Source organism: Tateyamaria pelophila (genome assembly GCF_019966495.1).
In the GTDB taxonomy this organism is placed as follows: Bacteria; Pseudomonadota; Alphaproteobacteria; order Rhodobacterales; family Rhodobacteraceae; genus Tateyamaria; species Tateyamaria pelophila.
Genome location: NZ_JAIMIA010000050.1, coordinates 1 through 14,881, shown reverse-complemented (window position 1 = coordinate 14,881; position 14,881 = coordinate 1). Strand labels below are relative to the sequence as shown.

The following is a 14,881-nucleotide window of genomic DNA, read 5'->3' as shown; positions in this document are numbered from 1 at the left end:
GCTTAGCCCGCCGTGCTTTCAAGATCAGCCCGTGCAGTCGCCAGACGACCACCATACGTCGCCTGCAAATTCTGTTCGGTGAAGGTTTTGGAAACCAGGCCCGCAGCAACAATCTGGGTATTCAGCAAAACGACATCGTCAAAGTAATCTGGCACCGTTGTGAGGTCATGGTGCACGGCGACGACCGTGCGCCCGGTGTCCCGCAACTCTTTCAGAACGGCGATGATCGCCTTTTCAGTTGCGGCATCGACTCCCGCAAACGGTTCATCGAGCACGTAAATGTCGGCGTCCTGCGCCAGAGCGCGTGCAAGGAATACCCGCTGCTGTTGCCCGCCGGAAAGTTGACCAATCTGACGGGTCGCAAAATCACTCATCCCGACCCGGTCAAGGCAGGCCATCGCTTGCGCCCGATGCGAAGCGCGGATGCGCCCCAGCAGACCAAGCTTGCGGTACATGCCCATCATCACGACATCGATCACACGTGTCGGGAAATCCCAGTCCACGCTTGCGCGCTGCGGCACGTAGGCGATCCTGTCGCGCATCCGTGCCAAGGGTTGGCCGAAAACGCTGACGGTCCCTGCCAGTGGCTTTACAACGCCCAATGCGGCCTTGAGCAACGTCGATTTACCTGCACCGTTCGGCCCGACGATGGCCGTCATCGCCCCGGTGCGCACCGTCATATCAACGGAGAAGATCGCTGGCGTCTGGCCATAAGACACCGTGAGCCCGCGCACAGACAGCGCGCTTGCCGTCCGAATGGCCCGATCCGCGTCAAGGTTACTGTTTTTCACAACTGAAATGCTCATGCCGCGCCTTTCAATTTACCCAATCGCCCCGTGGCGGGCACATCTGCGCCCAAGGCACGCGCAATTGTCGTCACGTTGTGATCAATCATGCCAAGCCATGTGCCTTCATAGGTTCCGTCAGGCCCCATCGCGTCGCTAAACAGCGAACCACCAATGCTGACTGCATGGCCGCGCGATGCGGCCCCTTCGACAAGCGCCCGGATATTGCGGTCAGACACAGACGTCTCGACAAAGACGGCTGGCACCTGACGCTCAACCAAAACGTCGACCAAAGCGCCGATCCGGTTCAACCCAGCTTCGCTTTCGGTCGAGATCCCCTGAATACCAAGCACTTCAAACCCGTATGCCTTGCCGAAATATCCAAAGGCATCATGGGCCGTCAGCAGAATGCGCCGGTCCTCGGGAACTTCGGCAAGTGTAAGGCGCGTATAACTGTCCAGCGCGGCAGCCTCCTGAACAAACGCAGCGGCGTTTTGTTCAAAACTGGCGCGGGCATCAGGGCGCAACTCAGATAGCGCGTCCACAACAGCAGGCGTACATTGCGCCCAAAGCTTGGCATCCATCCAGACATGCGGATCAAACCGGCCATCATAGTCTTCGTGCGACAGCAGCAACGACCGATCCAACGTTTCGGCAACCGCATGAACCGGACGCTTACGCCCGAGATCTTCAAAGAACGCCTCCATTTGCGCCTCAAGATACAGACCATGCCAGAACGTGGCATCGGCGCGGGTCATTGCGACGATATCGCTGCGGGTCTGACGATACCCATGTGGATCAACGCCTGCACCCATCAAGCCTCTGACCGTTACGGCGTCGCCACCGATCTGGCGTACCATATCGGCAATCATACCAGTCGTGGCGATGATGTTCATTTGGCCGGACGCAATGGCTGGCGTTGCCGCGAATGCAGCAACACCCGCCAAGAAGGCACGACGCGATGCGGAGATATCAAGAATATTTTTCATGTTACATTGAATATGAGAGTCATTCGCAAAAAGTCAATGAAGTTGCGAAGCATTCGCAATCAAGGAGGTAAAAAATCGCATTTTGCGTCGTTGTGCCCACATATTTGGCGGTTTGGCGTCGCGTCAGGTTGCTTTGAGTGCGTTATCAAGACTTGATGGTACCGTGACACGCCAAGTTTGCGCGCTGCATTCGAGACCCCAACCGCACGAAGCGACAGCTTGCCAAACGCAGCACCCCGTGCAACCAAACGAACCTGCCATCGCCCGAGAGACTGCAACATGCCAAGCCGTACCACAACCGAACCGACTGCCCAATCCACGCATCAGTTGCCGCAGGTGACCGAACCGCGCAATCCGGGAATGTCGCTGGATATGAACTGGGTCAGATCGGTACAGGTAAACACCTCCGCGATAGAACGGCGCTGCGCGACTTTGCCAGGCCGACGATCGATCAAGAAAGATCACCAGGCGGCGTGGCTGCTGCGCGCGGTCTCATGCATCGATCTGACGACCCTTTCAGGCGACGACACCATCCGCCGGGTGCAACGCATCTGCGCCAAAGCGCGACAACCGGTACGCGCAGACCTTCTCACACAGCTTGGCATGACGGGTCTGACCACCGCAGCCGTCTGCGTCTATCACGAAATGGTGCCCGCCGCCGTCTCTGCCCTAGAGGGATCCGGCGTTCCCGTGGCTGCGGTCTCGACCGGTTTTCCTGCGGGTCTCTCGCCGTTTCATCTGCGCATTCAAGAAATCCACGAAAGCGTTGCAGCAGGGGCTGAGGAAATCGATATCGTCATTTCACGTCGCCATGTCCTGGAAGGCAATTGGCAAGCGCTCTATGATGAAATGGTCGAAATGCGAGATGCCTGCGGCGAAGCCCATGTCAAAGCGATTCTCGCGACGGGCGAGTTGGGGTCACTGCGCAATGTGGCGCGCGCCTCTTTGGTCTGCATGATGGCAGGTGCGGACTTCATCAAGACATCGACCGGCAAGGAAAGCGTCAATGCCACGCTGCCGGTGACTCTGGTGATGATCCGTGCGATCCGGGACTATTATGACAGCACTGGCTTTCGCGTCGGCTACAAGCCTGCGGGCGGGATATCCAAGGCCAAGGATGCCCTGGTCTATCTTGCCCTGATCAAGGAAGAGTTGGGGGATCGCTGGCTGCACCCTGATCTTTTCCGCTTTGGTGCATCCTCGCTTTTGGGCGATATCGAACGCCAACTGGAACACCACCTGACCGGAGCCTACTCCGCAGGGTATCGCCACCCGATCGGGTGAACGGAATTTGACACAAATTCCGGGCCGTTTTCCGTGTCGGAAAACGCCACCCGGCCTCGACCAAGGACGCAGTTATGACCGTCAAAGATATTTTCGAGACTATGGACTACGGCACCGCACCCGAGGGTGCAGGTGATGCTTTGGCTTGGATCGTCGACCAGGGCGCACGTTTTGGGCACTTCATCAACGGCGAATTCACAGCCCCCGGCGATGGATTCGACACCCTTAACCCTGCCAAAGGCGAGATCCTGGCAAGCCTCACGCAAGCGACGCAATATGACGTAGATGCGGCCGTAAACGCCGCCCGCGCAGCCCAGCCGGAATGGGCCGATGTCGGAGGCCACAGTCGCGCCCGCGTGCTTTATGCGATTGCTCGTCTTCTGCAAAAGCACGCGCGCCTCTTTGCCGTGCTCGAAACCCTCGATAATGGCAAACCCATCCGAGAAAGCCGCGACATAGACATCCCCCTCGCGCAGCGGCATTTTTACTACCATGCGGGCATGGCCCAACTGATGCACGCGGAATTGCCTGATCGCGCGGCCATCGGCGTCTGCGGGCAAATCATCCCATGGAATTTTCCTCTGCTCATGCTCGCCTGGAAGGTCGCACCCGCACTTGCGATGGGCAACACGGTCGTCCTCAAACCCGCCGAGTTCACGTCTCTTACGGCGCTGCTGTTTGCGGACATTTGCACGCAAGCAGGCCTGCCCAAGGGCGTGGTGAACATCGTCACAGGCGACGGTGCCGTTGGCGAAATGATTGTAAACTCCGAAGTAGACAAGATTGCGTTCACGGGGTCCACCTCTGTCGGCCGACACATCCGTGAAGCGACCGCAGGCACTGGCAAAGCGCTGACGCTCGAACTGGGCGGCAAATCCCCGTATATCGTTTTCGACGATGCAGATATAGATTCAGCCGTCGAAGGATTGGTCGACGCGATCTGGTTCAATCAGGGACAAGTCTGTTGCGCAGGGTCACGGTTGCTGGTGCACGAACCCATCGCCGATATCTTTTACACCAAATTGCGCGCCCGGATGGACAAGTTGCGCATCGGCGATCCTTTGGACAAGTCGATCGACATCGGCGCCATCGTGGACGCATCCCAACGCGACACAATTGCTCAAATGGTCTCCGACAACACGGCTGGGCAAAGCTACCAGTCGCAAGCCCCTTTGCCCGCAACAGGCTGTTACTACCCGCCGACGCTGATCACCGGTCTCAATACCGCCGATATGCTCATGCAAGAAGAGATCTTTGGCCCCGTCCTCGTCTCCACCACCTTCCGTACGCCTGCCGAAGCGGTCGAATTGGCCAACAATACCCGCTACGGGCTTGCGGCATCGGTCTGGAGCGAAAACATCAATCTCGCCCTCGACATGGCCCCAAAACTCGCCGCCGGTATTGTCTGGATCAACGGCACCAACATGATGGATGCCGCCGCGGGATTTGGCGGGGTACGCGAAAGCGGATTTGGGCGCGAAGGCGGCTGGGAAGGTCTGCAAGGCTACACCAAGCCCAAGGGTACACCCAAACCTCTCAAACCGATCACGGCCTTTGCAGGTGATGCGACACCAACGGATCCACTGGACCGCACCGCCAAGCTCTATATCGGGGGGAAACAGGCGCGCCCGGACGGAGGATATTCGCGTGATGTCTTTGGCCAGAATGGCGCACTTCTCGGCCAATCCAGCCTCGCCAATCGCAAGGACCTGCGCAACGCCGTCGAAGCCGCGCATGCCGCGAAAGGCTGGTCCGGAACCACAGGCCACCTTAGAGCGCAAATCCTGTATTACATCGCCGAAAATCTCTCTGCCCGCGCGGACGAGTTTGCAAAGCGGATCAACAATCTGCAAGGCGGCCAATCCGGGGCGCAAGAAGTCGATCACTCAATCAGGCGGCTCTTTACCTACGCAGCATGGGCCGACAAATATGACGGATCGGCCAAAGGGGTCCCCATCAAGGGAATCGCGCTCGCCATGAACGAACCGGTTGGCGTGATCGGCGCATTCTGCCCCGACGATCATCCGCTGCTGGGGCTTATCTCACTGATGGCGCCTGCAATTGCGATGGGGAACCGGATTGTCCTGACGGCGTCGGAACCCTTCCCGCTGGCCGCCACTGACTTCTACCAGATATTGGAAACCTCAGACGTCCCCGCTGGCGTCGTCAACATCCTGACGGGCAGCCACGAGGAACTCGCATCCCACATGGCAAAACATCTGAACATTGACGCCGTCTGGTCCTTCTCCGGCAGCGATCTCTCGGCCACGATAGAACATGGGGCCGCAGGCAACCTGAAACGGACCTGGGTGAACTACAGCCAGGCGCGCAACTGGTCCGGGTCCGACGGCGAAGGCCGCGCGTTCCTGCGGGCGTCCACCGAGATCAAAACCGTCTGGGTGCCCTACGGAGAATAACCCTTCTCTGTTCCGGAAAATCCCGGGGGAGGCGCTTTGGCGCCGGGGGCAGAGCCCCAAAACGAACGCACCCGCCAAAGGCGGGTGCAAAACATCGTGTAGCGCATTTGCGCTTCAATTCGCGACAGTACTTTCCAGCCCGACGGGTTCACCGACAATTACGAAATGCAGGCTGTCTGCATCCAGCAACTCGGCGGCCACGCGCTGCACATCGTCCAGTGTCACAGCTTCAACCTTGTCATTGCGGGTCGGGATGTAATCAATCGGCAAGCCCAGCATCTGCATTCCAACCATGATCTTTGCGATCGGCCCGTTGCCGTCGAACCGCAACGGATAGGAGCCAGTGACATAGGTCTTGGCGGCATCAAGTTCTTCCTGGGTGACACCTTCTGCCGCGGCCTTGGCCCATTCGTCACGAATAACCGCCACAGCTTCCGCAATACGATCATTCGCCGACGCCACCTGACCCTGAAGGGTCGCGGCATGATCCTGCGGCACCAGATAGGAGTAGACACCGTAGGTCAGCCCGCGTTTTTCCCGAACCTCTTGCATCAAACGGCTCTCGAAACCGCCCGCACCGACAATCTGGTTCAACAGTCGGGCCGCAAAGAAATCAGTATCGCTCTGCTGAATGCCCCGCTGGCCGAAAATGGCCACGGACTGTGGCGTGTCGAAGGGAATGACGGTCGTACCGCCCTTTATCAAAATGTCCGCCGCTTCGGGCTGTGGCGCCCCGATTTCGGGCAACGCGCCAAGCAGATCATCCAGCAACGGACCCAATTCTTCCGGCGTGATGTCGCCAACGGCTCCCACATAAAGCCGATCCTTTGCAAAGACCGCAGCGTGGGCTTCCAGAATGTCATCGCGCGTCAATGCCGTGACACTGTCGATCGTGCCGTCAAATTGCGAGGCATAGGGATGATCACCAAAGGCCATTGCGTCAAAGGCCGCCCGTGCGATCTTGTCGGGATCCTTTGCGTCGGAGCGCAGGCTTGACAGGACCTGTTCGCGGACACGGTCAATCGCCTCTTGCTCAAAGGTCGGTTCGATGATGGAAGATCGCAACAGGGCAACGGCTTCATCCCGGTTTTCCGTCAGGAACTTCGCCGATACAGCCAGCGAGTCTTCTCCCGCGCGATAGGAAAAGCTCGCGGCGAGGCTCTCCTGCGCACGGGCAAACCCGCGCGCGTCAAGATCACCAGCACCCTCTTCCAGCAAACCCGTCATCAAATTGATCGCACCGCGTTTGCCCGGCGCATCCAGCGATGCACCGCCACGGAACCGCAACTCAAGCGCTGTGAACGGAATTGATGGCTCTTGCACCAGCCAGGCAGTGATGCCGCCGGGGCTCACGACCTCTTCGATCTTGGTTTCAGCATAGGCGGGAAAAGCGGCAATAAATGCCACCATCATCGCAGCGATAAAACGGGTCATTGAGTCACCTCTTCTTCGCGCATCAACCAACCGGTCACAGATGCTTCGCGGTTCAGAACCAGACGGGCCGCAGCCATGATATCGTCGGGTGTCACGGCTTGCAGAATGTCAGGCCAGCTTTGAACATCCTCAACGGTCAGGCCTGACGACAACGCTTGTCCGTAACGGTTGGCAATCCTGTCCACATCGTCACGGCCGTAAATTTCACTGGCGCGCAACTGATACTTGATCCGTTCAAGCTGTTCGGGATCGACGCCGTCCTCCATGAACTGGGCGAGGGTTGCATCCATCGCATCTTCGGCCTCTTGCAGGCTCACGCCCGGCGTCGGGACAATGAACACGTTAAAGGTCGTGTCATCCAGAGACACGCCCCGGTAAAAAGCCGCCGAATATACCGCTTTCTGGCTCTCGAATTGCAGTTTGTCAGCGAAGTAACTGGTGGTCCCGCCGCCAAGCACCTGGGCCAGCAAGGTCAAAGCCGCGCCCATGGTCTGATCGCCGCTGTCGCGCTCCGGCGCGAGATAGGACCGGCTGACATAGGGTTGGGCCACGCGCGGATCGCGAAAGATCAGGCGGCGTTCAGCAGTCTGAGGGGGCTCTTCTGTCCGCACACGTGCCGGCAGATCCGGATTGGCCGGGATCGCGCCGTAGTGCTTTTCCGCCAGAACGCGTACCTCTTCCGGATCAACATCACCGGAAACGACGAGGACCGCGTTGTTGGGGTAGTAATACGTGTCATAGAATGCTTCCGCATCCTCCAGATCAAGCGTTTCCATCTCATGCCGCCAGCCGATGATCGGCACGCCATAACGGTGGTTGAGGTATTGGGACGCACGTAACTGTTCGTTGAACAAGGCACGCGGGCTGTTTTCGGTGCGTTGGTTACGTTCTTCGATGATCACGTTGCGTTCGGTCGCGATATTGGCAGGCGTGAGGCGAATATTGCGCATCCGGTCTGCTTCCATCTTCATCATCAGGTCCAGACGGTCGGCGGCGACGCGCTGAAAATAAGCGGTGTAATCGTAGCTGGTAAAGGCATTGTCGCGCCCGCCATTGGCCGCAACCGTTGCGGACAACTCGCCCTCGGCAAGCGTATCTGTCGCCTTGAACAGCAGGTGTTCCAGAAAATGCGCGACACCGGACGACCCCTTTGGCTCATCAGCAGATCCGGCACGGTACCAGACCATATGCTGGACGACAGGCGCGCGATGGTCTTCGACCACGACGACCTGCATGCCGTTCTCAAGTTCAAAAGTCGTGACACCATCATCGGCCGCGTACGCGGCAAACGGCAGCGCAACAAGGCTCATGGCCAGCCCGGCTAGGGCAACACGTAAACGGGTCATAGCAAATCCTGTGTCATTGCAGTCAAGAGCGAGATACGAGGACAAAGCCCCTATTCAAGCACTACTAGCGTAAACGTGAGCGAAAAGCCGCGAACCAATCACTCGCGTTAGCGCGGTGGTGCAGTTGGTGTCGGAACGCCGGCGCGACGATAGATCTGTGCCGTTCGGCCGGGATCCAACGCTTCGCGACGATAGGCCCGGTTATACAGATCCTCGGGGAAGAGCCGGATTTGAGTCAGGCGTGACTGTCGCCGGCGAAATTCAGCATCTTGCTCCGCCAGTGACGCGCGGATACCGGGGTCAACACCGAACCGGCTGGCCCGGTTGACCAATGCCGCATCCCGCGCCGGTATCGGCGCCGTGGGCGACCCACGCTGCCCCCCAAGCTTTTCAACGCTTTCCTGCAGCGGCAGTTGATCCGTTCGGTTGATGCCACCGGGTGTCGGTGCGGGGAGCGCGGTAAAGCTCGTCGGCTCCTCCAGCGGCTTGGACGGCACGACGATGAATTCGTCCGGCCCATCACCTCTGGACGTCACCTGTCGCAGGCCATTGTTCTCGCAAGCGGCGAGAAAGGTCACAGCAATCAGGGCACATGCGATGATACGCATCCGAAATCTCCTCGTTTGGGCAGCATTATCGCAGCTTGGCCCGCCTTGTCACGTGCCCTTTTTCGACGCCTTTGGGTCATGGCCAAAGAATACCAACCCCAACGCCCCCGCAAATATGAAGATGTCCGCCACGTTGAACACAAACGGATTTTCGATCCCACAGCAGGACATGTTCAGGAAATCCAGCACATACCCATAGATCAGCCGGTCAAAGACGTTGGCCAGAGCCCCGCCGATCAGCAGACCGGCACTGGCTTGTGCCAGACGCGGCTGCGGATAGCGCCAGAGCCAATACAAAACGCCGAGGCAAATGGCCAAAGCGACCAAGATCAGCAGCCAGACACTCGCGCCATCCCCAAAGAGACCGAAGTTGATGCCCCGATTTTCGCCATAGCGAAACCGCAACAGCGGCGGCAGCACGTCGATCTGGTACGATGCTGACACACCCAGGACATGGATCACCAGATACTTGCTGATCTGATCCAGCGCAAAAGAAACGACAGCAATGGCAGACAAAAGCTTCATGGTATGGTCAATGCCGGAAATGGCGCATGCCCGTAAAGATCATCGCAAGACCTGCATCGTCAGCGGCGGCAATCACCTCATCGTCGCGCATCGACCCGCCCGGCTGGATCAGGGCCGTGGCCCCGGCTTCGGCAGCGGTGATCAGACCGTCGGCAAAGGGAAAGAATGCGTCCGAGGCGACGACAGACCCTTGAGTCAGCGGTGCCGGCAATCCCATCACGTCGGCCATGTCCTGCGCCTTGCGCGCCGCGATACGCGTGCTGTCCACCCGGCTCATCTGTCCTGCGCCCACACCGACGGTCGCGCCGTCCTTGACGTAGATGATCGCGTTGGATTTGACATGTTTCGCAACCGTCCACGCAAACAGCATATCGCTCAGCTCCTGATCCGACGGCGCGCGTTTAGTCACCACTTTGAGGTCATCGCGGGTGATCTTGCCGACATCCTTGTCCTGCACCAGAAACCCGCCCGACACCTGTTTGAAAGCCAAAGCCGCCCGCGCGGGATCGCCCAGCCCAACGGTCGTCAGCAGGCGCAGGTTCTTTTTCGCGGCAAAGATTTCACGGGCCTCATCACTTGCGCCCGGCGCGATGACAACTTCGGTGAATATCCCTGTGATCTCGCGGGCCGTGGCCGCATCCAGCGGCTGGTTCAGCGCGATAATGCCACCAAAGGCGCTGGTGCGGTCACAATCAAACGCCCGTCCGTAGGCTTCGGCCAGCGTTCCGCTTGTCGCCACGCCACAGGGGTTTGCGTGCTTGATGATGGCACATGTAGGGCCTTGCCCTGCAAATTCACTCACCAGTTCGAACGCCGCATCGGTGTCGTTGATGTTGTTATAGCTCAGTTCCTTGCCCTGATGCTGGGTCGCCGTCGCCACGCCGGGCCGGTCAGTACCATCGGTATAAAACGCAGCCCCCTGATGCGGGTTTTCGCCATAACGCAGGGTCTGCGTGAGGGCCCCGCCAAAGGTCCGGCGGCGTGGCGTGCCGTCAACTTCGCCCGCCATCCACGTACTGACGGCGGTGTCATAGGCGGCGGTACGGGCATAAGCCGCCTGCGCCAAACGCTGGCGCAAGGCATAGCGGGTTTGCCCGTCATGTGCGGCCAGTTCCGCCAGTACGTCGCCGTAATCCTCAACATCCACCACCACGGTCACAAATCCGTGGTTCTTGGCGGCGGACCGGATCATCGCCGGGCCACCGATGTCGATATTCTCGATCACCTCGGCGTAGGGCGCGCCTTTGGCGACGGTCTCTTCGAACGGGTACAAGTTCACGACCACCAGATCGATGGGGCCGATGCCATGCGCATCCATCGCCGCCACATGCTCGTCATTGTCGCGCAGCGCCAGCAAGCCGCCATGCACGACCGGGTGCAGTGTCTTGACCCGGCCATCCATCATCTCGGGAAAGCCCGTCACATCCGACACGTCCTTGACCGCAAGGCCTGCCGCCCGCAGTGCCTTGGCCGTCCCGCCCGTGCTCAACAATTCGACCCCTTGACCTGCCAGCGCAGTGGCGAAGTCCACCAAACCCGATTTGTCAGATACGGAAAGAAGCGCGCGGCGCAGCGGGGCAAGGTCGGTCATTTGGCAGTAGTCCTTTTAGTCTGGAACGACACCGGGCTCTTCCCGGTTGAGATCGCGGATGCCCATGGCAGTTTCCTGCGCTTTGGACAAGGACCAGCGCACACGCGTGGCATAATCCATCGCCCTGCCCGACAGCACGATCTGCAAGGCCGCCCGCGGTTTCAGGCGGCTTTTCTCCAGATACACGCCCCGGTCCAGCGAAAGCGTTTGAACACCATCATGGCGAAACACCCAAATTTCCCCGCTCTTGAGCGCGACAGACACGGCCGACCCACCCAGATCAAGTGCTGCGTCCACCTCGGGGTGCAGATGAAACCGGATGTCAAAGGGGATCCCCGCAAGCTTTTTGGTGTCCATCACCTTGTCGAACAAACGTTTTTCGCTGTCTTCCATCGCCAACAACATATCTTCGCCCGCCATGGCGCGCCCGTCAAAGGTCAGGTCGAGTGTACGCGCATGGGTCAGTCCGTGGGTTTTGGAGTAGCCATTATGACCGCCTTGAAAGCGTAAACCGTCCGGTGCCTGACTGACTTCAATCGGAACGTGGGTTGGTGCGTCGATCAATGCTTCACGTGCGGTGGACCGGTCTGCGTCGCCCAATCGCGCACTGGAATACCCATCCAGGCAGAGCACGGAGTGCGACGGTGTGGCGCGCCCGGCCCGACGCCATTCCGCCCCGAAACTGATACCCGACCCGCAGTTCACGATCAGCGGTCTGCGTCCCGAGGTCAGCTCGAAGGCTAGCGTCGAGGCATGTGCGTTGAAACTCGCGGCAGGGGCCGGTGGTTTGGCTGCGTCAATGATCACGCTGGTGCGCCCCGCGCTCAGCCGCGCATAGCCCATCGACAACCCGTCCGGTTGCCGCGTCTTGACGCCGGATGATGCAAGCGCATGGTCCAGCCACCCTTCCTGTCCCCGTCCACCGCCATGGAACCGCGCCAGACTACCATCAGAGTGCCGCAGCGTCCGTAACGTCGGGGCAATCCGTTCAATCGCATCCAGATGCGGTTGCGTGGTGACACGATGCGCATCCTCGAGCGCCGCTGCGGCCCATGTGAGCAGGGTGAAGACATCCAGTAGCTCTTCGGGATTACGGGTGGGCAAGCCCCCTTCGGCGTCGATCTGTTCGGCGCATTCGCGGGCCAGTGCATCGATGGCCGGAGCGGCCAGTGCCTCCATCCCTTCCAGCGCCATCCCTGCGTAAATGAGGCCTGTCAACGCCTCGAACCGGGGCAGGCCCGGCGTTGCCGCATGCCAACGTTTGGACAAGAATACAGTTTGCTGGGCCAATAATTGATAGAACGCGTCTGACTGGCTGGTTTCGCTGCCCCGCAAGACAAACAGCGCATGGTTGATCCAGCGGATCAGACGACGGCCCGTCAGTTCGGGCGTCCAGCCCGGACCGCGTCCATTGCCATAGCGCTCAACCCAGCCCCACAACCATTTCTGCGCAAGTTCGCGGGTTGCGGCGTCGCCCACCGCCGCCAGATCGTCCATCCAGGCGCATCCATGCAGTGCTTGCAAATATGCCTCATCCGGGGCGGTCACATCCCACAGATCAACGCCCGGCGCCTCGACCAGCGCGCCTGCAAACAGATAATTGCCGACCAGAAGCTGGCGACCCCGCGCAAAACTGCCAATCGTGCGCGGTTCGGGTGAGGACACAAACGCCGTCACCGCCTTGGCGCGCGTTGTGCGACGGGCGTGCCAACGGTTCAGAAACCGGGCCTTGCGGGCCGTAAACCCAAACGGGGTGGACATACTCTACTGCCTCGACGCTTCTGGGGCGTTCTTCGAAGCACGTTACCCCCGCCGCAACCGCAAGTCACGCGTTCTCAACCTGCCTTGCGCAGACAAGCCAGATAAAAGCCGTCCATTCCGCCCTTGTCCGCCCAGAAATCAGGGCGCAATCGCAGCCCGCCTTCTTCGGTGATCCACGCAGGTTCAACGCCCGGAACATCCAATGCCGCCCGGTCCACGCTCAGGTTGGCATGGCGTTCCAGCGCTTCGTCCACCTGAACCTCACCCTCGTCTGGCAGCAGGGAACAGGTGCAAAACACCATCCGTCCACCGGGCCGGAGCAAGGTCAGGGCATGATCAATCATACGGCCCTGCATGTCGATCAGATCGGCAAACTCCGACCCGTCCTTGGCAAAGGGCAAATCGGGATGGCGCCGGATCGTGCCGGTTGCGGAACAGGGCGCATCCAGCAAGATCGCATCATATTGCCCCTCAAGGCTGAACACATCGGCGACCTGTACCTCGGCCTCCAGCTTGGTGCGCACAAGGTTCTGCGAGACACGCTCCATCCGGCCGGGTGAAATATCTATGGCGGTTACCTGCGCGCCTGCTGCGGCCAGTTGCAAAGTTTTGCCCCCGGGCGCAGCACACAAGTCAAGCACACGCTCGCCGGGTTGGACATTCAACACCCGCGCAGGCACGGCAGCCGCCGCATCCTGCACCCACCAGTCGCCTTCGGTGAAACCGGGCATCGCAGAGACCTGTGCGCCCACTGGCACCCGCACGGAGCCCGTTGGCAACACCGTACCCCCGACGGCCTTGGCAACGTCGGAAGGATCGCCCTTGGCCGTCAGGTCCAACGGGGCACCCGCAAAAAACGCAGATTCCATGCCCAGGACAACCTCGCCGCCCCAGGCATCAACCAACGGGCCGCGCAGCCACTTTGGCAAACGGGGGATGCGCAGGCTGGGCCACTGTTCGGGACCGGTCGTGGCCACCTTGCGCAACACGGCATTCACAAGCCCTTTGAGGTGACCGTAATGCTTGTGTTTGGAAACGATGCTGACCATTGCGTTGACGACACCGTGCGCGGCCCCGCCATTGCATAATTCGATCGTGCCGACGCGCAACGCGTTGCGGACGGTCAGCGGCGGATATTTTTGCAGGTGCCTTTGCAATATACGATCCGCGCGTTCCATCCCGCGCAGTGTTTCGATCGTCAGCCGCTGGGCGCGGGCGCGGTCATCAGGGGCCAGCTTGTCCAGAACGCCCGCCCCGATCAACTCGGGCAACAGCTTGCCCTCGCCTATGATCTGATCCAGCAGATAGATGGCACTGCGCCGCGCAGGCAGACCCAAATCGCTCATGACGTCTCCGAAATTGATGGCTCACCCGCTTGCCGGGCGCGAAGCCGGGCGTATATCAAGGGGATGCCACATAAGGAAGTCACCATGTCAGACGATGTTCCCGCCCCATCCGATCTCCCGCCCGCCGCACAGCGCGCCCTGGCCGAAGCCGAAGCGCGCCGCGAAGTTGCCAAGGAGCTGGACCTGCCGCCGGAACTGGGCGGGCGCGACGGGCCCGAGCCCGTGCGCTATGGAGATTGGGAGAAGAAAGGGATCGCGATCGATTTCTGACGGAGTACGGATCCGTCAGCGCAGCCGGAATTCGGCCGAATCGCCAGCACCCCGATCGGACGTAAAGAGGATGCGTTCTCCGTGCACTTGCACTTCCTGACAGTTGTACCCGAGCGGGTCGCCGCCCCAGAAGAGATCACGGCAGAAATAGCCGTCTTTCCACGACCATGTGCCTTCGACGTCCCAGCGGAGGCCGCGCCCTTCGATGCGCCCATCGGGTGTCAAATTAATCTTGACCCAAGGACGTGTGAGCGTCTTGCCCGCAACAGCTGTTACGAACTTCTGCTGATCGTCGACTTTTACCAGCTCCGCCTTGGCCGCGCCGGATATTGCGACCGCCATAGCGGCCAAAATCATCATACGCATTCTGTAAACCTTTCACGCACTTCAGTGCTTTGACAAAGGTACGTATGTCACCCCGGTTTGGTTCACTCATGGCGTAAAAAATTAGGCAGCGGACTCATAAAACTCGATCCACAGCCTGACGGATGCCAGTTTGATCATCGACAGGAAATTGCGTGATGT

The 14,881-nt window shown here is 59.8% G+C and carries 13 protein-coding genes; 3 read left to right on the top strand and 10 right to left on the bottom strand.

Features of this window, described 5'->3' with window-relative positions:
- Nucleotides 1–2 precede the first annotated feature (2 nt).
- A complete protein-coding gene (locus LC354_RS15430) occupies nt 3–806 on the bottom strand; it encodes a metal ABC transporter ATP-binding protein (protein WP_223425307.1) in 804 nt (267 codons plus the stop codon).
- The gene (locus LC354_RS15425) at nt 803–1,774 is read right to left on the bottom strand and encodes a metal ABC transporter solute-binding protein, Zn/Mn family (RefSeq protein WP_223425305.1); all 972 of its coding nucleotides are present in this window, start codon (nt 1,772–1,774) and stop codon (nt 803–805) included. Before LC354_RS15425 ends, LC354_RS15430 begins: the two co-directional genes overlap by 4 nt.
- A gap of 279 nt (nt 1,775–2,053) precedes the next feature.
- On the opposite strand from LC354_RS15425, the gene deoC reads away from it, so the two are divergent.
- Nucleotides 2,054–3,058: a deoxyribose-phosphate aldolase gene (gene deoC, locus LC354_RS15420; protein ID WP_223425303.1), complete on the top strand. Its 1,005-nt coding sequence runs from the start codon at nt 2,054–2,056 to the stop codon at nt 3,056–3,058.
- A 74-nt stretch (nt 3,059–3,132) separates the two neighbouring features.
- Nucleotides 3,133–5,475, top strand: a complete 2,343-nt coding sequence (locus LC354_RS15415) for an aldehyde dehydrogenase family protein (RefSeq protein ID WP_223425302.1) — start codon at nt 3,133–3,135, stop codon at nt 5,473–5,475.
- A 114-nt stretch (nt 5,476–5,589) separates the two neighbouring features.
- Here LC354_RS15415 and LC354_RS15410 read toward each other — a convergent pair whose 3' ends face one another.
- The 7 genes from LC354_RS15410 to LC354_RS15380 all read right to left on the bottom strand — a co-directional run bounded on the left by LC354_RS15410 (nt 5,590) and on the right by LC354_RS15380 (nt 14,086).
- The gene (locus tag LC354_RS15410; RefSeq protein WP_223425300.1) at nt 5,590–6,909 is read right to left on the bottom strand and encodes a M16 family metallopeptidase; all 1,320 of its coding nucleotides are present in this window, start codon (nt 6,907–6,909) and stop codon (nt 5,590–5,592) included.
- Nucleotides 6,906–8,219, bottom strand: a complete 1,314-nt coding sequence (locus LC354_RS15405) for a M16 family metallopeptidase (RefSeq protein WP_223425335.1) — start codon at nt 8,217–8,219, stop codon at nt 6,906–6,908. The genes LC354_RS15410 and LC354_RS15405 overlap by 4 nt, the downstream gene beginning before the upstream one ends.
- Nucleotides 8,220–8,362: 143 nt before the next feature.
- A complete protein-coding gene (locus LC354_RS15400; protein WP_223425298.1) occupies nt 8,363–8,863 on the bottom strand; it encodes a DUF3035 domain-containing protein in 501 nt (166 codons plus the stop codon).
- 48 nt (nt 8,864–8,911) lie between these two features.
- The gene (lspA, locus tag LC354_RS15395; protein ID WP_223425297.1) at nt 8,912–9,388 is read right to left on the bottom strand and encodes a signal peptidase II; all 477 of its coding nucleotides are present in this window, start codon (nt 9,386–9,388) and stop codon (nt 8,912–8,914) included.
- 7 nt (nt 9,389–9,395) lie between these two features.
- A complete protein-coding gene (purH, locus tag LC354_RS15390) occupies nt 9,396–10,979 on the bottom strand; it encodes a bifunctional phosphoribosylaminoimidazolecarboxamide formyltransferase/IMP cyclohydrolase (RefSeq protein WP_223425295.1) in 1,584 nt (527 codons plus the stop codon).
- A 15-nt stretch (nt 10,980–10,994) separates the two neighbouring features.
- On the bottom strand, nt 10,995–12,740 hold the full coding sequence (locus tag LC354_RS15385; RefSeq protein WP_223425294.1) for a heparinase II/III family protein: 1,746 nt from the start codon (nt 12,738–12,740) through the stop codon (nt 10,995–10,997).
- A 74-nt stretch (nt 12,741–12,814) separates the two neighbouring features.
- Nucleotides 12,815–14,086, bottom strand: coding sequence for an RsmB/NOP family class I SAM-dependent RNA methyltransferase (locus LC354_RS15380; protein ID WP_223425292.1), 1,272 nt, complete (start codon nt 14,084–14,086; stop codon nt 12,815–12,817).
- 84 nt (nt 14,087–14,170) lie between these two features.
- On the opposite strand from LC354_RS15380, the gene LC354_RS15375 reads away from it, so the two are divergent.
- Nucleotides 14,171–14,356, top strand: coding sequence for a DUF1674 domain-containing protein (locus LC354_RS15375; protein ID WP_223425290.1), 186 nt, complete (start codon nt 14,171–14,173; stop codon nt 14,354–14,356).
- A 15-nt stretch (nt 14,357–14,371) separates the two neighbouring features.
- Here the strand turns inward: LC354_RS15375 and LC354_RS15370 are convergent, their stop codons facing one another.
- Complete coding sequence (locus LC354_RS15370) at nt 14,372–14,722, bottom strand: dihydrodipicolinate reductase (protein WP_223425289.1); 351 nt, start codon at nt 14,720–14,722, stop codon at nt 14,372–14,374.
- Between the last annotated feature and the right edge of the window lie 159 nt (nt 14,723–14,881).

Coding starts and splice junctions, on each gene's coding strand:
- LC354_RS15400 (WP_223425298.1), bottom strand. CDS start 8,863: ATGCGTATCATCGCATGTGCCCTGATTGCTGTGACCTTTCTCGCCGCT.
- LC354_RS15430 (WP_223425307.1), bottom strand. CDS start 806: ATGAGCATTTCAGTTGTGAAAAACAGTAACCTTGACGCGGATCGGGCC.
- lspA (WP_223425297.1), bottom strand. CDS start 9,388: ATGAAGCTTTTGTCTGCCATTGCTGTCGTTTCTTTTGCGCTGGATCAG.
- deoC (WP_223425303.1), top strand. CDS start 2,054: ATGCCAAGCCGTACCACAACCGAACCGACTGCCCAATCCACGCATCAG.
- LC354_RS15415 (WP_223425302.1), top strand. CDS start 3,133: ATGACCGTCAAAGATATTTTCGAGACTATGGACTACGGCACCGCACCC.
- purH (WP_223425295.1), bottom strand. CDS start 10,979: ATGACCGACCTTGCCCCGCTGCGCCGCGCGCTTCTTTCCGTATCTGAC.
- LC354_RS15380 (WP_223425292.1), bottom strand. CDS start 14,086: ATGAGCGATTTGGGTCTGCCTGCGCGGCGCAGTGCCATCTATCTGCTG.
- LC354_RS15375 (WP_223425290.1), top strand. CDS start 14,171: ATGTCAGACGATGTTCCCGCCCCATCCGATCTCCCGCCCGCCGCACAG.
- LC354_RS15425 (WP_223425305.1), bottom strand. CDS start 1,774: ATGAAAAATATTCTTGATATCTCCGCATCGCGTCGTGCCTTCTTGGCG.
- LC354_RS15370 (WP_223425289.1), bottom strand. CDS start 14,722: ATGCGTATGATGATTTTGGCCGCTATGGCGGTCGCAATATCCGGCGCG.
- LC354_RS15405 (WP_223425335.1), bottom strand. CDS start 8,219: ATGAGCCTTGTTGCGCTGCCGTTTGCCGCGTACGCGGCCGATGATGGT.
- LC354_RS15385 (WP_223425294.1), bottom strand. CDS start 12,740: ATGTCCACCCCGTTTGGGTTTACGGCCCGCAAGGCCCGGTTTCTGAAC.
- LC354_RS15410 (WP_223425300.1), bottom strand. CDS start 6,909: ATGACCCGTTTTATCGCTGCGATGATGGTGGCATTTATTGCCGCTTTT.